Origin of the sequence: Autumnicola musiva (genome assembly GCF_031846585.1) — a bacterium.
Lineage (GTDB): Bacteria > Bacteroidota > Bacteroidia > Flavobacteriales > Flavobacteriaceae > Autumnicola > Autumnicola musiva.
On the sequence record NZ_JAVRHK010000019.1, the window covers coordinates 17842 to 39965 of the forward strand.

At 38.1% G+C, this 22124-nt stretch carries 11 protein-coding genes; all 11 read left to right on the forward strand.

Features of this window, described 5'->3' with window-relative positions; genetic code table 11:
* Positions 1-36: 36 nt before the first annotated feature.
* The gene (locus RM539_RS17225; protein ID WP_311504662.1) at positions 37-1515 is read left to right on the forward strand and encodes a glycoside 3-dehydrogenase; all 1479 of its coding nucleotides are present in this window, start codon (positions 37-39) and stop codon (positions 1513-1515) included.
* A 32-nt stretch (positions 1516-1547) separates the two neighbouring features.
* On the forward strand, positions 1548-2372 hold the full coding sequence (locus tag RM539_RS17230) for a 3-keto-disaccharide hydrolase (RefSeq protein ID WP_311504663.1): 825 nt from the start codon (positions 1548-1550) through the stop codon (positions 2370-2372).
* 99 nt (positions 2373-2471) lie between these two features.
* Positions 2472-3872: a sugar porter family MFS transporter gene (locus tag RM539_RS17235; RefSeq protein WP_311504664.1), complete on the forward strand. Its 1401-nt coding sequence runs from the start codon at positions 2472-2474 to the stop codon at positions 3870-3872.
* 16 nt (positions 3873-3888) lie between these two features.
* Positions 3889-4419, forward strand: coding sequence for an RNA polymerase sigma factor (locus tag RM539_RS17240; RefSeq protein ID WP_311504665.1), 531 nt, complete (start codon positions 3889-3891; stop codon positions 4417-4419).
* Between the two features lie 721 nt (positions 4420-5140).
* Complete coding sequence (locus RM539_RS17245; protein WP_311504666.1) at positions 5141-6307, forward strand: FecR family protein; 1167 nt, start codon at positions 5141-5143, stop codon at positions 6305-6307.
* Positions 6308-6709: 402 nt separating this feature from the next.
* Positions 6710-9817, forward strand: coding sequence for a SusC/RagA family TonB-linked outer membrane protein (locus RM539_RS17250; RefSeq protein WP_311504667.1), 3108 nt, complete (start codon positions 6710-6712; stop codon positions 9815-9817).
* An 18-nt stretch (positions 9818-9835) separates the two neighbouring features.
* Positions 9836-11614 carry a RagB/SusD family nutrient uptake outer membrane protein gene (locus RM539_RS17255; protein WP_311504668.1) on the forward strand — a complete coding sequence of 593 codons (1779 nt, stop codon included), beginning with the start codon at positions 9836-9838 and terminating at the stop codon, positions 11612-11614.
* Positions 11615-11640: 26 nt separating this feature from the next.
* On the forward strand, positions 11641-14472 hold the full coding sequence (locus tag RM539_RS17260) for a SusC/RagA family TonB-linked outer membrane protein (RefSeq protein WP_311504669.1): 2832 nt from the start codon (positions 11641-11643) through the stop codon (positions 14470-14472).
* A gap of 70 nt (positions 14473-14542) precedes the next feature.
* Positions 14543-16141, forward strand: coding sequence for a RagB/SusD family nutrient uptake outer membrane protein (locus tag RM539_RS17265; protein ID WP_311504670.1), 1599 nt, complete (start codon positions 14543-14545; stop codon positions 16139-16141).
* A 327-nt stretch (positions 16142-16468) separates the two neighbouring features.
* Positions 16469-18634 (forward strand): hypothetical protein, encoded by a 2166-nt coding sequence (locus RM539_RS17270; protein ID WP_311504671.1) that lies wholly within the window; start codon positions 16469-16471, stop codon positions 18632-18634.
* 145 nt (positions 18635-18779) lie between these two features.
* On the forward strand, positions 18780-22055 hold the full coding sequence (locus tag RM539_RS17275) for an alpha-mannosidase (protein ID WP_311504672.1): 3276 nt from the start codon (positions 18780-18782) through the stop codon (positions 22053-22055).
* Positions 22056-22124: the final 69 nt, after the last annotated feature.

Below are 22124 nucleotides of genomic sequence, written 5' to 3' on the forward strand. Positions count from 1 at the left end.
TAATAAATAATTATTAATATATAAAATTTCTGATTTATGAACAAAAATAAAGGAGGGACAAATAATCTTTCACGTAGAAAATTTATTACCCGAACAGCAACAGTAGCTGCCGGGATCACAATTGTCCCCAGGCATGTGCTTGGAGGTGCAGGTTATCAGGCACCTAGCGACACCCTTAATATAGCTGGTATTGGTGTTGGTGGTATGGGTGCGGCCAACCTAAAAAATATTAATGGACAAAATATTGTTGCACTAAGTGATGTCGATTGGGCATATGCAAAAGGCGTTTTTAACGATTATCCAGATGCAAAAAAGTATAAGGATTACCGTAAGATGCTTGAGGAGATGGATAAGGATATCGATGCGGTGGTCATTGCCACTCCTGACCACACTCATGCCATTACTGCTGCAGATAGTATGAAGATGGGTAAACATGTTTTTCTACAGAAGCCACTTACCCATTCTATTTATGAATCCAGGTATTTAACAGGTCTTGCCAAAGAAACTGGTGTAGCTACCCAAATGGGTAACCAGGGCCATTCTGGAGAGGGCACAAGGCTTTTTGCAGAGTGGATACGAAATGGAGAAATTGGCGACCCCTTGGAAGCACACTGCTGGACTAACAGACCTATTTGGCCGCAGGGGCTGGAAAGACCGGAAGAAAAGCCTTCTGTGCCATCTACGCTTGACTGGGATTTGTTTATTGGTCCGGCGAAATATCGGCCTTATCATCCTGCATATACCCCATGGAACTGGAGGGCCTGGTGGGATTTTGGAACGGGAGCATTGGGAGATATGGGGTGCCATATCATGGACCCCATATACTTTGCCCTTGAACTAGGTCATCCCATAGCATTTGAAGGTAGTTCTTCGCAGCTAAATACTGAAAGTGCACCTATTGCAGAAAAAGTTACTTATTATTTTCCTGAAATGGAAAGACTTGATAAGATAAAAAGACCTCCTCTCAAGATGACTTGGTATGATGGTGGGTTAATGCCGGAACGTCCTGAAGGCCTAGAACCCGGCCGAATAATGGGAGACGGTGGTGGAGGCGCTATGATTGTAGGTACAAAAGGAACCATTATTTGTAGTACTTACGGTCGGGATCCTTATATCATAGGAAGAGAAGATAATCCTCCACAGAGTAAAAAAGTGATTCCCCGTGTAGAGAGTAATCATGAAATGGACTGGGTAAGGGCTAGCAAAGAATCTAAAGCAAACCGTGTAGAGGCAAGCTCCAATTTCCTATATTCAGGACCTTTCAATGAGGTTGTTGTAATGGGCAACTTAGCCGTACGTTTACAGGACCTCAAGAAAAAACTGGAATGGGATGGCGAAAATATGAGGATTAAGAATATAGGAGCAAATGAAGAACTCAGGATTGTGACTTCCGATAAATTCACGGTTATCGATGGCGATCCAAAATTCAACACCCAGCATATGACGATCAATGCTAAAGAGGCAGCACAAGAATATATCAAGCACAATTACAGAGATGGCTGGAAATTGTCATAATTGTATTAATAAAAATCTAAAATAAATTAAAAATGAAAGATAGGATTATTTTAAGCCAAAATAAAAGCAACGCACTCCCTCCCCTCATTATTATTTTTATTGTGTCTGTTTTGATCTCTTGTGGTGAAAAAAAAGAGGGATCTGCAGAGCAAGAGAATACAGAAGCTGAGACAGTAGCCAATGTAGGTGTAAATGAACTCTCCCAAAAAGAAAGAGAGGATGGTTGGGAGCTGTTGTTTGATGGCGAAAGTACAGAAGGATGGAGGGGTTATGGAAAAGATTCGTTTCCGGAAGGCTGGACCATTGAAGATGGTGCTATGAAAGTAGAGGGTACGGGTGCCGGTGAGGCCGGTGGTGGCGGTGATATCATTTATGATGAAGAGTTTAAGGATTTTGAGCTATCCCTGGAGTGGAAGGTGTCCGAAGGAGGAAACAGTGGTATCTTTTATCTAGCAGAGGAAATAGAAGGAGAGCGAATATTTGCGTCTGCCCCTGAAATGCAGATCCTGGATAATGAACGTCATCCCGATGCGCGATTAGGAGAGAATGGGAACCGACAATCAGGTTCTTTATATGATCTCATTCCGGCAGAACCTCAAAATGCGAAACCTGTTGGTGAATGGAACAAGGTTTCCATAATCGTGTATCGCGGTACAGTGGTGCATGTTCAAAATGGTGAAAATGTGGTGGAATATCATTTATGGACCGATGAATGGGAAGAAATGGTACAGAGCAGCAAGTTTAAGAAATGGAAAAATTTCCTTAATGCAGGTGGCGATGACAAAAAAGGCTATATCGGCCTGCAGGATCATGGTGATGATGTATGGTTTAGGAATATTAAAATAAAAAAACTTTAGCAAATAGATAATTGAGCTATCTCAAAAGAGGGATTATTTTCCCTCTTTTGTCTGCTTTTCTCAATCAATAACAATAAAAAGACTATAAATTTTTTTATAATGAAAAACCAAACATACCTCATTTTAATTACCATTGTTTCGGCTTTAGGAGGATTGCTTTTCGGGTATGACACAGGTGTTATTAACGGCTCACAATATTATTTTAGTCAATTTTTCGATCTGGATGCCGGTATGAAAGGCTGGGTAGTCGGAAGTGCTCTTATCGGCTGTTTTCTTGGAGCGATAATAGCCGGACCTATAAGTAATGGTGTTGGAAGAAAATATTCTCTTGTAGTCTCTGCAATCCTATTTTCCCTTTCAGCGTGGGGTTCAGGATTACCGGAATTTTTGCCTCAATCAGTTTCTTTATTAGTTATATTCCGCCTTTTAGGAGGATTAGGAATTGGTATAGCCTCAATGAATGCTCCTACTTATATTGCTGAAATAGCACCAGCTAAGATAAGGGGCACCCTTGTTAGTTATTATCAATTAGCTATTGTTATTGGATTTTTTATTGTGTTTTTAGCCACTTATTTTATCGGAAAAAGCGCAACTGAGGCTGAAAATATTCAAAACGGATGGAGGTATATGCTTTGGTCGGAACTCATCCCGAGTTTGGGCTTTCTTATTTTATTGTTTTTCGTGCCAAGGAGTCCCAGATGGTTGGCTCTAAAAGGAGAGAAATCTAAAGCCCTGGATGTTCTGGTTAAGATCCATGGAAAAGAAATAGCCGATATGGAATTCCGAGAAATTGAAAATTCAATAGAAAAGGATAACAGGAAAGAAAAGGTAAATATCTTTGCAAAAGGGGTTTTTTCCATAATAATTATGGGGACAGTGTTATCTATCCTTCAGCAATTTACCGGTATAAATGCAGTATTGTATTATGGCGCGGATATTTTTGAACAAGCCCTTGGATTTGGTTCAGAAGATGTACTACAACAACAGGTTCTACTGGCCGGAGTTAATTTGGTATTTACTTTTGTAGCCATGGCCACTGTAGATAAATTTGGACGTAAGCCTCTTATTTATATTGGATCAGTTGGAATGTTGGCTGGGTTCTTGCTATTGGGATCTACCTTAATGAGTGGTTACATCGGCATCTGGTCCTTAATTGGAGTGCTCTTGTTTATTGCTTCTTTTGCTATGTCAATGGGGCCTGTAGTATGGGTGATTCTATCGGAAATGTTTCCTAATAGGATAAGAAGTGTTGCTATGTCCACAGCTGTTGCGGCACAGTGGGCAGCAAATTATATGGTGACACAATCCTTTCCAATTGTAGCCGAGAGTGATCTGAATAATATAGATTTCTGGAATGGTTCTCTTCCTTACTTCCTCTTTTCCATTTTTATCCTTGGTATCATCTTCTTTACGTACAAATTCATCCTGGAGACAAAGGGAAAAACTCTTGAACAGTTGGAAGATATATGGAATATTTTAGAAGAAGTGAAAGAGGTCTAATAACAAAACTTTCTATATGCTGGACACAAAATTATTTTTAGAAATTCAGGGAGGAAATCGGGAAAGTTTTAAACGCTTATTTTATCTTTATTATGATTCTTTAGTAATATATGCCGAGGGATATCTTTACGATCGTGCTAGTAGCGAAGATGTAGTACAAGAAGTATTTATTTGTTTTTGGGAACATGCAGATACTATTAATATTACCACTTCTATAAAAGGATATATGTATAAAATGGTTAGAAACAAGTGTTTGAATCATTTAAAGAAGCTTGATATAAGCGATAAGCTTGAGATTTTAGAATATACCCATATCAGGGTGCCTGATAACCACCCAAATAAACTGCAGGATGAAAGAATTAAAAAATTCAATAAGGTTTCACATCTAATAGAAAGTATGCCAAATAGAATGAGAGAAATATTTAATTTAAAATATAAGCAAAATTATTCCTATTCAGAAATTTCCAGGGAACTTAATATTTCCACTAACACAATTAAAACTCAGTTAAAAAGGGCTAAAGATCTCTTACATAGTCACTTTCTATAAAGGAGCTTCAGGATCGCACAAAGAATTGATTGGGATATTATAATTCGATTGGTAGGCTAAAAATTATCCGTCAAATTGCGGTGCCGGGACTATAGATGCTTGTATTATAATAACTGTTCTGATCAATAAGTACATATAGGTTAAAGAGGACGGTGGTGCTTTAGAGGCAATTATGAAATATGTATTAGTTGTAATTTTTTATGGATTAGAATTCAGGTATAAAGTGATATGTGACTCACTACTGTTTTTAACCGTAAGAGTTATGAGTGTGAAGTTTTTGCAATGGGAATCAAAGTATCATCCCAGAGACCAAAAGGAAGTTGACAGAAAAGAGGAAAATCAAAGGAAGTTGCAGGCCAATGCTACGGTCTGTTAAGTAGATATTAGCTACCCCCCCGATATAAACCTACTCAATGATGCTCGGATCTGAAGAACTTAGTGATGTGCGTTACACAGAATGGGAACTGAGAAAAAACCGTGCACTTTCCCACAGATAGCCTGTAAGAAATTCTTGAACCTTTTAAAGAATAAAGTCACAGCTGAAGGGGAATAAGAAAGGGTTTACGAGAGCCCTTAAAGTTTGTCCGACGGAGCCACACAAAAGGATCAAGTGTGAATGTTTCATCCTAATGCCTCTTTGTTCTCATAAATATCATTTTTTTAAAAATTTTGTCACCCTTTTTCACAATTATATTGTCTTAATAGTAAAGGAGCATTAAAAATGGAATTTGAAATCATTGTTAAAAAGCTAAATAATGAACTTTCTCCCAAAGAGAAAATTGCTTTTGACAAATGGTACCATGCGTCTGCCAAGCACAGAGCTTATTATGTAAAAGTTAGAAATAATTATTTAAAAGAAGCGAAACTTGTTAAAACGGACGATGCTTGGAAATTCATAAGTTCAAAAATAGAGAAGGATCAAAAAAATCAATACTTTAAAATTGCTCTCGCTGCATCTATATTAGGAATTATTGGCTTGTCTATTTTCTTTCAGTTTATAAACGATCAGCCAGTGTCGACCATTCTTAATCCTTCTGCCATTTCTGTAACGGATTTTAGAAATGATAAAGCAATTTTAACTTTAGGAAACGGAACTGAAATTGATTTAACAAATAAAACCTATCAAACCACTCATATAAAAAGTAATGGATCGCAGATTGTCTATGAACCTTTAAAGCATCAATTTACAGATGAAGCTATAGTTTACAATTACTTAACCGTTCCAAGGGGCGGGGAATATTTTATAAAATTTTCCGATGGTACTGAGGTATGGTTGAATTCCGATACCAAACTAAAATACCCAGTTCAGTTTACCGAGAGGTTCCGGAAAATTGAATTAATATACGGGGAAGCGTATTTTAATGTGTCTTCAAGTACTATGCATCAGGGCGCAAGTTTTATTGTAGGAACTCCAGATCAGGTTGTAGAAGTTCAGGGAACCAAGTTCAATATAAAAGCGTATAAAGAAGATGAGATTATTACTACAACGTTGGTAGAAGGGAAGGTTACTGTTATCAATAGTGAAACTAAAATAAAAGAATTTCTAATTCCAAATCAACAGTTAGCACTTAATACTATAACAAATAAATATAGTATTCAAAAGGTCAACCCTAAAAATTTCATTTGTTGGAAAAATGGGTTATTTACGTTTAAAAACAAATCTCTGGAGGATATTATGATTGTGTTATCCAGGTGGTACGATATAGAGGTAACCTTTAGAAATGAAAAACTTAAAGAGAGGAAGTTTAATGGAGTCTTTAGGAAAAATCAACAAATAGAAAATATTCTAGAATCAATAGAAAGGACTCGAAAAGCCGCTTTTGACATAAAAGGAGGGAAAATATATGTTGAGACTATAATATCATCAGAAGATAGTAGTAACAAATAATTGAGAATAAACTAAGAAGAAAGTCTAAATAAAGATAAGGGTGAGCAAACTTTCTCATCCAATTTCCTCGACTCAATTTCAACAACTAAATGTAAATCTATGATAAATCTTTTTTTAAATTTTCTTTTTCTCAAAAAGAAAAACTTATCGCTCGTTCTTATGAAAATTTTTCTAATTATTTGTTTTCTGACTTCATTCGGATTTACAAGTAAATCTGTGTTTTCCCAAAACACAGAAATTGTTATTAAATCTGATAAGATTGTTTCCGTTGAAGAAGTGTTTGATCTTCTAAGAGAACAAACTACGCATAATTTTATATATAGCACTGACCTATTTGTCGGAATGCCACAAACTGTGTTAAAAAAAGGAAAGACCACTGTTGGTCAGCTTTTAGAAAGGAAGGTGTCTAAACTGGGCTATAAAATTGAATATAGAAAGGATGGAACTATTCTAATCTTTGGTTCTGGGACGATTCACGAAAACGATGGCGTTAAGCAGGAGCAGTTAAGAGTTTTGGGAACGGTTACCGATTCTAAAGGAATACCAATTCCAGGAGTAAATGTAATTGAGAAAGGTACTTCTAATGGCACCGTCACTAATTTTGATGGAGAATATGCTATTGATGTTCCTCCAGACGCGGTTCTTGTATTCAGTTACGTAAGCTATGAACCACTTGAGGTCGAGGTGGGTGGTCAGGCACAATTGAACATTTCTATGGAATCTTCTACTTCGGCCTTAGAGGAAATTGTAGTTGTTGGGTATGGTACGCAAGAAAAGTCTGCTGTAACCGGTGCGATAAGTTCGGTTAGTAGTGATGAAATTACTGAAGCGCCTACAGCTAACATAGGAAATGCTTTGTCTGGAAAGGTGCCCGGTTTACAAACCATTCAACGCTCAGGACAACCTGGCGCGGATGCGCCTGATGTTTTTATTAGAGGTGTTGCATCATTATCTGAAGGACGCTCCAGTCCTATATTTGTCTTAGATGGGATAATTCAGAGTGGCTCTAATTCCGTGATGCAGCTTGATCCTAATAATATTGAAAGTATAAGTGTTTTAAAAGATGCTTCGGCAACAGCTGTCTACGGTGTAGAGGGAGCCAATGGAGCAATCGTTGTGGAAACCAAACGCGGCAAAGAAGGGCCAGCACAAATATCCTTCAATACATATGCCGGTATCCAGGTGCCCACTTATATACCAGAGTTTGCTAATAGCTACGAAACCGCAATGGCATATAATGAGGCTCAATTGAATGATGGAGTAAGCCCAGACCGCCTACGGTTTTCGCAAGAAGCTCTTGAGGCGTTTCGGACCGGCTCCGATCCACTTATTTACCCTGATATGGATTGGGTAGATTATATGACGAAATCAGCCGCCTTCCAAAGTAGGTCAAATATTAATATCTCTGGCGGTACTGAGGATGTCCGGTATTTTATAGCTGGAGGTTACCTTAAACAGGATGGTTTCTTCAAAACCTTTGAATCTGATTATGATTTCAATCCGACTTATGATCGCTATAATTTTCGTTCTAATATAGATGTAGATGTTACCCCTATAACTACTATATCATTAACAGCAGGTGGTAGGATCGATTCTCAAACCCGTATTAGAAACCCGAATTTGTGGTATCAAGTATATCGATCACCGCCATATGGTGGTGCAGGTTTGGTAGACGGTAGGGTCGTCACTGCTAGTGGTTCAAATCAGTATATACCTGGAAACAGTGAAGATATCTTTAGTAGAGTGTATGGAAGCGGGTACAATAAGATTAACCGTAATACCTTAAATTTGAACCTTTCAGTAAGACAGGAACTTGATGTTCTTATCAAGGGATTGGAACTACAGCTAAAGGGTGCTTATAATATTTATTCTACAAAAAGAATAAATAGGAACTCCTCTGTTGCTAATTATCAACCATATTACAGAATGGATGTTGATCCCACTGCTCCAGAAGATTCCACCATTGTATTTCAAAGACTGGGTTCAGATAATTTATTAAGCTATTCAGAAAATTATAATCGAGATCGCGATTGGTATTTGGAAGCCCGTCTGGCTTTCAGCCGGAGTTTTGGTGCCCATGAAGTAACGGGACTCCTATTATACAACCAACGCAAAAATTATTATCCTGATCAATTCACCGGGATTCCCAGAGGCTTAGTAAGCTCTTTAGGGCGCATAAATTATAATTATGACAAGAGATATTTGCTTGAAGTGAGCATGGGGTATAATGGATCAGAAAATTTTGCACGTGGCAGGCGATTTGGTACTTTCCCTGCTATATCTGGAGGGTGGATTATTAGCAATGAATCCTTTATGCCCGATGTATCTTTTTTGAGTTTCTTGAAATTGAGAGGGTCTTACGGTATAGTGGGTAATGATACAGGGATTGGAAGATTTCTTTATTTAGCTGATCAATATGATGCATCTTCAGGAGGATATAATTTTGGTATTGAGGTGCCACAAGATCAACCCGGTGCCTCAGAAAGACGAATTGGCAATCCGCTAGTAACTTGGGAGGAGGCTAAAAAACAAAATTATGGTATTAATATCCGTTTATTTGATGATAAGTTGGATGTAGTTTTTGATTATTTTCAGGAAGATCGCAGTAACATCCTGACTACGTTGAACACAATTCCCAACTATGTTGCTGCTAACTTACCAGCTGTAAATGTTGGAGAAGTTAAAAACAGAGGTTATGAGGGACAGATCAATTGGAAACATCAAACGGGAGATTTTTTCTATTCAATTGGAGGGAATATGACATTTTCACGTAATGAGATTGTGTATATGGATGAGGTGCCTAGAGGGGAACCGTATATGCGACGTACAGGCCATTCCGTGGGACAGCCATTCGGTTATGTTTTTGATGGCTATTATACGGAAGCTGATCTTGCTCCCGACTCAGAAATACCCAATCCTCCCTATTCGGCTAAACCTGGTGATCTAAAGTATAAAGATTTAAATGGGGATGGCGTAGTGAATGGGAATGACCAGAAAGCCATTGGATATCCGGAATATCCTCAATACGTATTTGGAGCTAATCTGGGGTTAAATTATAAATCCTTAGATTTTTCAATGCAGTGGGCAGGGGCTACAAATGTTTCTCGGGTCTTAGATTTTGCACCTCATAGGGTTCCCTTTGGAGGTGGGGGGCAGTTAAGTATTGCAAAGTATCAATGGGAAGAACGCTGGACGCCAGAACGAGGTCAGCAAGCTGGCTATCCCCGATTGTCACTTAATGCAAGAGGACGTAGGATCCAATATGATTCTGATTATTGGCTAAGAGATGCGTCGTATTTGAGATTAAAGAGTGCAGAATTAGGATATAATCTTCACAAGAATTTTTTGGATAACATTGGCTTAAGTCAAGCTCGAATCTATCTAAGTGGATATAATTTACTTACATTTTCAAGCTTAACTTTTGTTGATCCGGAACAAACAGGAAATCCGCAACAAGCTCAATATCCTTTAATGAAAATATATAACCTCGGTGTGAACGTGCAATTTTAAAATATAAATTTAAGAACTATGAAAAATTATATTGTGAAGTGGATCAAAAGATTTGATCTTCTGATTTTAGTTATGTTTATAGGAGTGATTCAGGCATGTACCGATTTCACCCCATTGGGTGATAATTTTCTCGAAAAACCTCCAAGCCAGGATGTCACTATAGATACTATTTTTAGTCGTGCTGATTTGGCTCAACGCTTCTTAACGAATAACTATCGTACATTACCATATGGACCAGGTATTGTAGATGCACCTTACGACAGGGATAAATTAGGGCGTGCAATGCTTGCCTCCTTGACAGATATAAATCAATCTTATCTAACAACATCTGGTGCGAATAGACACTACTATTCAGGATCCTATACTGCTTATACTGCCCAAAACAATTCTGGTGCTGTTAAGTATAACTATAGTAATTCTGGTGCTTGGCAAGGTATTAGGGGTTCTTATATTTTTATTGATAACGTTGACCGGGTGCCGGATATGACGACGGAGACCAAAAAGCGTTTAATAGCAGAGGCGCGAATGATTATTGCAGTTCATTATGTAGATATGTTTAGGAATTACGGCGGAATGCCTTGGGTAGATCATGCTTATGGACCTAATGAAGATTTCGAGTTGCCCCGTTTAACTGCAGAAGCTACTTTAGATTCAACAACAGCTATGATTGATCGGGCTATACCTGATCTGCCTTTTAGCCTTAATAATCCAGGTACAGAAGCCGGACGTTTTACACAGGCTGCAGCTATGGGGCTTAAGGTGCGATTGCTGCTATTTGCAGCTAGTCCACTGTTCAATGCCTCTCAACCATATATGGAGGGGGAGGCCACCGATCAGAAGTTGGTTTGGTTCGGTAGCTATGATCCAAGTCTATGGCAAAGAGCAGCCAATGCGGCCAAGGACTTAATCAATAAGGCCGAAGGATCAGGGTATCATTTGCTTGACACGGGCAATCCCCGTCAAGATTTTCAAGATGCTTATAATGATCGGGATAGTCCTGAAGTATTAATTTCGACCAGGGTACAATATCAAGCTGGCGGTGATTATTATTTTTTTGATTTGGAAGAGAGGAACGTAGGTCCAGTTACGCATAATTACGTCAATATGTTTCCAATGGACAATGGTAAGCAAATAACTGATCCAGCTTCCGGATATGATCCTCAAAACCCATATCAAAATCGCGATCCCCGACTCTACGAGACTGTTTTAATTAATGAAGATATTTATCAGAATCGCACTGCTGAAACGTGGATAGGGGGACGTGAGAGGCTGGCACAAGGTGCCCTTGAAATTGCGACCGGCTACCGGATAAGAAAATTTGTATTAGACGGAATTGAATCCAGGGGTGCCACCGCCCATTGGCCATTGTTGAGATTACCGGAAATATATCTTTCTTATGCCGAAACTCTAAACGAAATCAATGGGGGTCCTACCCCTGAAGCTTACGAATATGTGAACAAAGTACGAAGGAGGGTAGACTTAGGAGATTTGCCGACCGGCCTTTCACAAGTGGAATTTAGAGAAGCTGTACTTAGAGAGCGAGTATTGGAATTAGGTTTTGAAGAAGTCAGGTGGTATGACATGATACGCTGGAAAAGAGAAGAGGTTTTTAAAAAAACCTTGTATGGTATGGACATAACCAAGAATGACAATGGCAATTTTAATTATGATCAATTTGAACTTCCTTCCAGGTTTTGGCAAAACAATTGGTCTCCAAAATGGTACTTGAGTGCGTTCCCTATAAATGAAATCTTGAAGGAGTATGGGCTCATTCAGAATCCCGGTTGGGAGTTATGATTTTAATCTTGATTAAATACTCTTTTATGATACGAATTATATTAAAAAAATGTTTATCCCTAGGATTATTATTAATATGGTTATTTACCTCTTACAATACAATAGCCCAACAACACGATGGTAGAGAAGAATATATACTGTACGCGGATACTAGTGATATTCATATCGGATATGAATTGAAAAGAAGCCTTAAGGAATTAACTGGTGCAGTTGATGTTATAGAAGGATCTAATCTCCCAAAGAGCAGAACTATAATCAATCCTGCAAATTCTCTTTATGGCCAAAGTGCTGGATTACAGGTTTTGCAAAATGCCGGGGAACCTCCGGTCTCACCTACGATATTTATTCGCGGTCAGGGAACTTTCGGGAACAATTCACCTCTTGTTTTAGTAGATGGGTTTGAGCAACCTTTTGATGCACTATCCATTGAGGAAATCGAAAATATAAGTGTTTTAAAAGATGCTCCAACTTTGGCTATGTATGGTCAAAGAGGTGCAAATGGGGTTGTATTGGTTACTACCAAAAGAGGAAAAAAACAAGCTCTTGAAGTAGAAGTTTCTTTTGAGCAAAGCTTTACCCAACCCATAGTAACTCCTAATTTCCTTCAGGCATCTACTTATGCTCAAGCGGTAAATGAAGCACTTCAAAATGACGGCTTATCCTCAAGATATACTACAGGTGACATTGAGGCGTACGAAAGTGGTAGTTCACCTTATTTATATCCTAATGTAGATTGGGCCGACGAAACTTTACGTGATCTTGCTACGCGATCAAATCTTAATTTTTCATTTAAAGGTGGAGGAGAAATTGCACGGTATTTTGCAATGGTAAATTATGTGCGTGACGTTGGAATTTATAGGGAAATATCAGCAGCGGAAGATTATGACACACAATTGAAGTATGGGAAATTTAATTTCCGCAGTAATTTAGATATTGATATTACAAGTGATTTGTTACTCAAAATAAATGTTGGAGGAAACCTTATGGAAAAGAATGCACCGGATAGAGGTATAAGTTCAAATAATATATTTGGTGCTATTTATTCAATTCCTTCTGCTGCTTTTCCTGTTCGAACACCTGATGGAAATTTGGGGGGGACACCCATATATGGCAACAATCCGGTGGCCACTTTGACATCCACCGGTTATAGTAGGCCAAATGAGCGAGAAGTATCTTTTGGTGGGACTTTAAGGCAAAGCCTGGATAAATTGATAGAAGGGTTAAATGTTGAAGCCTCAATCAGATATAACAACAATAGCAGGTTTGACGAAGGTCAGTCCAGAAATTATACTTACCAATCTTTGTTTCCTGTTCGCAACAACAATGGAGATGTTGTGGATTACACAACCACGGAATATGGGCAAGATACAGATTTGAACTTCTTCGGTGGGCTTGATTCGCAGCGGACTTATTTTGATATAGTAGGTAAAATGAATTATGAAAGGAATTTCGGCAACAACGAATTGAAAGGTACGGTTCTTTTCCATCAGAATTCACGAAGCTTACGAGGTCAAAATAACACTTACCATGGCCAAAATGTTATGACAAATCTTCATTACGGAATTTCGGAAAAATATTTTATAAATCTAACAGCTTCCTATAATGGGTACAACGTTCTTCCTGCAGGTGAGCGATTCGGTTTTTTTCCCGCAGTTTCGGTCGCGTGGATGCTGTCTGATGAAGATTTTTTACGGAATAGTGAATTTTTGGATTGGTTAAAGATAAGGGCATCATGGGGAATGAGTGGAAATGGGGCCGATCGATTACCTAACAACAACTATTATGAATCGACATATGGTGGAGGATCCGGGTATTGGTTTCGAAACGGTAATAATTTCCGAAGTGGAAATGAGGAAGATCGCCTGGGTTCACCTAATTTCACCTATGCAACCTCTCAAACTACTAACATAGGGGTTGATGTGGCGCTTTTTAATAAACTGAATTTCTCTTCAGATCTTTTTTATTCACGGCGGGATAATATTTTATCTGGTACGGGAGGGGGATATTCACAAGTATTGGGTATTAATCCTCCTATGACTTCTAGCGGTATTGTTAATAATAAAGGAATTGAAACAAGTTTACATTGGCGGGATGCTATAGGAAATGTAAATTATAACATCGGTGGAAATTTTTCTTTTACACGTAACAAAATAGAAGAAATTAACGAGCAATATCGGCCTTATGATTACTTGCAGCGCACCGGTAAAAGAGTAGGACAATTTTTCGGGTTGGAAGCAATTGGATTTTTTGAAGATCAAAATGAAATAGATAACAGTCCTTCTCAATCGTTTGGAGAGGTAAAGCCGGGGGATATTAGGTATAGGGATCAGAATGGTGATAATGTAATCAACGAGTTTGATGAAGTATCCTTGGGTTATGCCGGGGGATACCCAGAGATCTATTTTTCTTTTTCATTTGGTGCTGAATATAAGGGATTTGGAATTTCTGCGCTCTTGCAAGGCACAGGAAATCAGACTGCTTTTCTAAATACTTCCAGTGTGTTTTGGCCTTTGACGAATAATAACAATATATCAGAATATTATTATGACCGACGATGGACAAACGAAACAATGGAAAATGCTACTTTACCTCGTTTAACAACAGAAGACAATGCAAATAATTTTCAGTCAAACAGTATCTGGTTGAGAAGTAAATCATACGCTAAATTGCGTAATCTGGAGATTTCTTATACATTACCCAATTCATTGGATTCCTGGAACATGAAAAGTTTGCAAATTTATCTAAGCGGCAGGAATTTATTTTCTATAGATAATATACCCATCATGGATCCCGAACAGTTGTCCGCCTCATATCCCCTTTTACGTTCTTATCAGTTAGGTCTGGAAATGAAATTTTAAATATTTAAAAAAATAAGTTATGCATTTGTATTCTTCTAAATTTTATATATGTTTCGGTTTAATCTTAATTTTGAGTGGATGCAGTAAGTTGGATTACGACGAGAATGATTTCTACACTAAAGAAGACATTTTTGGCGAATTTGACCGCACTGAGGGTTTCCTAAACAATATTTATAATAGGCTGCCTGCTGGCTTTAACAGTGTTGATGGGGCAATGCGCTCTTCTGCTTCTGATGATGCTGAAGAGATTTTTAATGGATCTAGGGTGCAGCAATTCAATGATGGTAGCTGGAGCCCAATGAACCTACTGGATAGTAGATGGGACGACTCGTATGAAGCGATAAGAGCTGCCAATATTTTCATCGAAGAATTCGATATAGATAATTTCCAAGAGCTCGAGTTTAACAATAATTATGAGAACCTCATGATTCAAGCAAGGCTATATCCATATCAAGCACGTTTTTTACGAGCCTTTTTTTATTTTGATTTGATAAAGCGCTATGGAGGAGTGCCTTTAATTACAAAACCTTTAAATCTTGAAGAATCCAATTCAGTTGAGCCAACTTCTTTTCAGGGAATTGTGGATTTTATAGTAAATGAATGTAACGAAATTATCCCTGAACTGCCTGTAGATTATCAATCTATTCCACGTAGGGAAACGGGTCGGGCAACACGTGGTGCTGCTATGGCCCTTAAATCTCGCGTTCTTTTGTATGCAGCTAGTCCTTTACATAACCCTAGTGGAAATGAAGAACTATGGGAGGGAGCTGCAATTGCCGCTAAAGCTATTATTGATTCAGGGTATTATTCGTTGGAAAATGACTATAGCGACGTTGTGAACAACCGAAATAGTGATGAACTTATTTTTGAACGGAGAAATTCAAATTCCAACTGGTTTGAACGCTCTAATTTTCCTATTGGCTATGAAGGAGCTCAACCTGGCACCGCACCCACTCAAAATTTGGTTGATGCATATGATATGCAATCCACAGGTTTAGATATAGAAGATGCCAATTCAGGATATGATCATTCAAAACCCTATGAAGGACGCGATCCAAGGTTATACAAGACTGTAATTTTTAATAATTCTATTTGGAAAGAACGTCCTGTTGAAACCTGGATTGGAGGGGTTGACGGGCTACCTCAGGAAAGGGCCACGGAAACGGGTTATTATCTAAAGAAGCAGGTTATAGAACGGGTGAGTTTAGATCCTAATAATACAACACAAGCTATTCACACTTGGGTACATTTTCGTCTTGGAGGAATACTACTTGATTATGCTGAAGCCATGAATGAGGCATATGGTCCGAATGATCCCGCTGGGATGGGATTAACTGCCCTTCAGGCAGTGAACAAAATACGCAGTCGGGCAGATATGCCAGATTTTCCTGTAGAACTGACGCAAGAGCAATTCCGTCAGCAATTACGAGATGAACGTCGTGTGGAACTTGCTTTTGAGGATCATCGTTTTTGGGATATACGTCGTTGGAAAATTGGACCGTCCACTACAGAAATTTATGGTATGGAGATTATAAACAATAATGAAACCTTTGATTATCAACGGAAATTAGTGGAAATCCGGGTGTGGGATGATCGAATGTACTTCTATCCCATTCCTCAAAATGAAGTGTATTTGAATGAAAACCTACAGCAAAATCCGGGTTGGTGATAGACGAAGGTCAAATAAATAGTTGATTAATATATTTAGCTAATAAATGTTCAGATAAAAGTCCGCTCAAGAATAATTCCTAATCAGTTAAAAGTTAAGAAAATGGATAAAATACCTCTTAAACAGATATAAAATCGGGGAAAAAATATTTCTGGCTCTTTTATTTTTCGGTGCTTTCCATAGCTAGTGCCCAGGAAAATAAAGATTCAAATCATATTACTTGTGTGTGCAATTTGCTATTTAAACACCTGGAATTCTAAATATCAAATTTCATAGGGAGTGCGAGTTGATATCAAGCACAAATTCAATTTAAAATTATTCGAAATAATGAAAAACATTATCAGTCTATCTCAGTATAAAAAGGAAATTAATTCATTATCTTTTATGATACTCTTCATATGTTCTGTCTTAATTTCTTGTGGTGAAAAAAAAGTTGAATCTGCAGATGAAGCGAATGCAAAATCTTATACAGAAGGTTCTTCCCGCCTTGATAAATTACAAATTCTTCAAAGCGATCAAGTGCCGGCAGCTTACTTTTTTCGTGATGCGGAGCAAATAGGTAGACAGCCTTCTACCACCTGGGAGGAATGGTATCCTGCCTTTAGTAGTTTAATGGGAATTGAAGGCAAAGCTTTAAAAGAGGAAGTTACCGTGGGAGACTTCGAACAGGTACGGGAGTATTTCGATAGATTAAAGGAATTACATCCAAACCAGGCAGAACTTATACACCTCTGTGGTAGAGGAAGAGATCCTCATTTGGCCAGGGAACCATTTTTTGCAGGACACTGGGCTTATTATGTTGGAGCAACGGTTGAACAAGATCTGCCTGCTAAAAATGGTGTTATGGAAATCAAAGTTTCCGATGTTGATTTATTCAATTTAAATGTTGGTCCCAAGGGAAGAGAAGCGAACGAGGATATAGGGCTTTGTCGATTAGATGCTAATGGAGGACCAGATTGGAATTATAGCGAACAGGTCAAACTCCTGGATATCGATTATGATAGGGGGACGATTAAAGTAGAAAGAGGTAGCTATGGAACTAAACCCATATCTTTTGATGCTGATAATGCATATGCAGCAGCCCATGTTTACGAGGGCCCGGGGGGTGCAATATCTAATAACCTCAGATGGTATTATAACTATTCAACTTTAAGTCCACGTGATAAAAATGGTAAGCAGGCGGGAGAAGTATTTGCCCAGCAAATTGCTGACTGGTTTGATAAAGAAGGACTTTTGGAACATTTCGATGGGGTAGAATTTGACGTGCTTCATCATGTGCCGGTAGCAAAATCTAAAGGACGAGGAATGGATTTGGATGCCGATGGAAAACCGGATGGGGGAGTATTTGATGGTAAGCAAACTTACGGGATAGGAGCTATTAATTTTTTGATAGAACTCCGAAAGCTTTTAGGCGAAGATCGTCTTATAATGGCGGATAATGATAAATGGTTTCACCAAAGATCAGTCGGTATTTTAAATGGAACAGAACATGAAAAATTTCCTACTGGCGGTGATGAGGAGGAATTTAATGATTGGGGTGGAGGGATTAACCGACTTTTGTTCTGGAAAGAAAATTCCCGGGCGCCCATCTTTAATTATATTAAATCGAAGCCTGATGATAAGCGTATGGCCGATATTAGATTGGCTTTTGCAGCTGCGGTTATATGTGACGCGGGCATTTCAATGACAATTCCTAGTGGTAGAACAGAATTGGGAGAGGATGTTTTTGTTTGGGATGAGCTTCGTAAAGGAAAGGAAAAAGAGCTGGGTTGGTTAGGAAAAGCTATTGGACCTATTCAGCGGCTTGCCATTAAAAAACCTAATCTTCTTTCTGCATCGGCATTGGATCAAAAAATCACTTCTTCTAACAGTTCCGTGAAGGTGGAAGATGGTGTGATTACGTTGAGCAAGAAAAAAGACGGACAAGAATATTTAAAATTTGAGATAAATGATATTAATACTGAAGGTCAAGACCTTTTCGTGACCGCTACAGTTAGTGGTGAGACTATGGCTGGATACCCGAAGGAAACCGCCCGACTCATGCATGTGGAAGTTTCGGGAGGAATACAGGCTTCTGATGAGGATAACTTCATGAAAAATATGACACTTATTCAGGATATGCAGTTTGAAAGAATTTTAGAGAACATGGCTCTTATTCATGAAAAACCATTCGACGCTGGATTCTATTACCGAGAGTTTAATAATCCTGCCAGTATAATATTTAATTTTGAGGGAGATGAGCTGGTGACAATTTCAAATCTTGCAGTATATGCTGCACCCGATGTCATTGTGCGCAAATTTGAAGGCGGAATGGTTATCGCAAATCCTGCAGCGCATGAAGTTGAAGTAGATGTAAATAAGATATGGCCTGGAGAAAGATTTAGAAGACTGAAGGGTTCTGCAGATCAGGCTCCAGATATTAATAATGGTGAAGAAGTGGATGGAAATATAAAGATTGGGAAATTAGATGGAATTTTTCTGGTGCGTACTTAGGTGAAGCTTTAACTGATCTAATTATGGCAGGAAGTACATTTTTAGATTTATATATAAGAGGAGGTTTTACTTACATGTGTGTCTATTGAAAAAGATTAAACATTATAAAATATTAAGGTATAGTAAGTTATAATTTAAAATTAATATGAGAAATAGAATTTTATGGGCTATTATTTTTTTGCCACTAGGTTTATTAGCTCAATCTGCCGCGGAAGTAGAAGATAGCAATTCTAAAAATTATGATATAACAAAAGATAAAGTTTTATACACCATAGGATATTCTCATTTGGATACAGAATGGCGCTGGACTTATAAAAGGTCGATCAATGAGTTTATTAAAAACACGATGGACGAAAACTTTTTGCTTTTTGAAAAGTATCCGGAGTACACTTTTAATTTTACCGGATCCAGGCGGTATAAGATGATGAAGGAATATTATCCGGAAAAATTTGAAAAGGTAAAAAAATATGTAGATGAGGGGCGATGGTTTATATCCGGTTCTTCTGTAGACGAATCGGAAGTAACTGTTTCATCTTCTGAATCCGTTATTCGGCACATATTATATGGCAACGATTTTTTTCAAAAAGAGTTTGGTAAAACCAGCAAGGACTATATGTTACCAGACTGTTTTGGCTTTGTTGCCAGTCTTCCTTCCGCTATAAATCATACAGGCCTAATTGGATTTTCAACGCAAAAACTAACCTGGGGATCTGCTGTGGGTATTCCATTCAATGTCGGGGTATGGAAAGGACTTGATGGAAAAGGAATTGTTTCCGCACTCAATGCAACCAAATATACAGGTGGTGTAGAAAAGCGGCTTGATAATAGTATTGAATATTATGATCGTCTTGAAGAAAATTACAGGCGCTCAGGCTATGGTTTTGACTTCCGGTATTATGGTATTGGAGATCAAGGAGGTGCACCTCGGGAAAATGATGTGCTTAATGCCATAGAAAGTTTAGATAACCCGAACAGTAAAATAAAAGTTGTTTTAGCCTCTTCAGATCAAATGTTCAAAGATATTACTCCTGAAATCAGGGAGAAGCTTCCTACGTATCAGGGCGATTTGTTGCTAACGGAGCATAGTGCAGGAACACTTACTTCACAAGCTTTTATGAAACGAATGAATAGAAAAAATGAAAATCTCGCCCAATCTGCAGAACAAATGTCGGCTATGGCAGTAGTGCTTACAGGAGCAGAATATCCTCAGGACAAAATCAATAATTCCTGGGATTTAGTATTAGGTAGTCAGATGCATGACATACTTCCTGGGACTGCTATTCCTGAAGCTTATGAACTTGCTTGGAATGATGAATTTATTGCTAATAAAGGCTTTGAAGAACCATTAAAAAATGCTTTAAGTCTTGTTTCTTCCCAATTACATACTACTGTAAAGGGGAGGTCTGTTTCGGTATATAACCCTGTAGCTTTTGATAGGGAAGATGTAGTGACAGCGGAACTGGAATTCGAGAAAATGCCACAAAATATTCAAGTATTTGATAAGAATCAGAAGGAATTGCCTTCCCAGATTATTTCTAAAGAAGGAAATAAGTTCAAATTTATTTTTCTTGCTCAGGTTCCTTCAGTTGGAATTTCAGTTTTTGATGTGCGAAGTTCAAATAAAACACCTGGCCGTTCAAGCCAGGAATTACGGGTAACTGAGAATTCCCTTGAAAACAGGAACTATAAGGTTGTTCTTGACAAAAATGGTGATATTACCAGTATCTATGATAAAAATCTCCAGAAGGAGCTTTTGGCAAAACCAGCAAGACTAGAGTTTTTATTCGAGAAGCCTTCCCGTTGGCCTGCCTGGAATATGGATTGGGAAGAACGTCAAAATTCTCCTATTGATTTTTTGAATGGGGGTGCTGAAATCAAAATTGTTGAAAGAGGGCCGGTACGAGTTGCCCTGGAAGTAAATCGGCAAAAGCGAAACTCAACAATCACTCAGGTCATCAGTCTTTCTGCTGGAAATGCCGGTAAAAGACTAGAATTTGATAATAAACTCAACTGGCAATCTAAAGAAGTAAGTTTAAAGGCATCCTTTCCTTTTTCAGCTGAAAATGAGAAAGCTACTTATAATCTTGGTTTAGGTGCCGTGGAAAGAGAAAATAACGATCCCAAAAAATACGAAGTGCCTTCAAAAGGATGGTTTGATCTAACTGACAAATCTGGAGAATACGGAATTTCTGTTTTACAGGATTGCAAGTTTGGTTCTGATAAACCTGATGATAATACACTGAGATTAACTTTGCTATATACACCTGGAATCGATGATGAAAGATTTTGGCATCAGGCTACTCAGGATTGGGGGATACATGATATAAAATATGCTCTTTATCCTCATCGTGGTGATTGGAAAAGTAGCGAAACCGCTAAACAAGCTGAGTATTTTGAGAAGCCGCTTATTGCTTATGAAACTCCACAACATAATGGAGTTATGGGCAAGGAGGTGTCTTTAATAAATTTTGATTCGGAGGCATTAGGTTTAATGGCTTTTAAAAAAGCAGAAAACAGTGATTATTTTATCGTTCGGGTGAATGAGCTAAGGGGAGAAGATCAAAAGAATATAATGATGAAATTTATTGCTCCTATCGAAAATGCTTATGAAGTGAATGGGCAGGAACAAAAAATAGGTGACCTGAATTTTTCAGGAAAAACAGCCAATTTCGATATCGGTTATTTCGGGATTAAAAGTTTTGCAGTTAAGCTCAAATCAGCTTCCTCTCCTAAAAAGTATCAGAAGCCGGTGGAACTTCCTTTTAATGAAGATATTGTGACATTTGATTATCATCGCACCGATGCTAACAGCATTGATAACAATACCAAGGACATGTTTTTGTATTCCATGAAGAGTTATCCTGCAGAGCTTTTCCCTGAAACAATAACCAGTGAGGGGATTATGTTCGAAATGGGAGATGCCGAAGATCGCAAGATGAATGTGATAGGTTGTAAAGGTCAAAAGATACAGCTTCCGAAAGGCAATTATGATAAACTCTTTCTATTAGCTGCAGCTACCGAGGATGTTACAGATTCATTCTACCTGGATGAGAGGGAAGAAGAATTATTTATCCAAAAATGGACAGGTTTTATAGGTCAATTTTATAATAGGGAATTTAATGAAGACGAAACAGAGGTTTTAAAAATGAATGATCCTTTTTTTAAGAAGAGCAACATTGCCTGGTTCTCGTCCCATCATCATAACCATTATCCCTCAAAGAACGTGGCATATGAATATGCCTATATCTACAAATATGCGATGGATATTCCCGAAGGAGCTACTTCAGTACAATTGCCGGATAACGATAAAATAAAAGTTTTCGCTATTACGGCAGCACAAAAGGAGGGAGATGATATTGATTTTCTTCAGCCTCTCACAAAAGATTTTTCTAAAAATGAAGAATTTTATTTAAGGGAATGATGTATTATGAAGATTTAATCAGCTTGTAAATAGAATAATAAAGACAATAATGTCAGCAGATTATAGAGC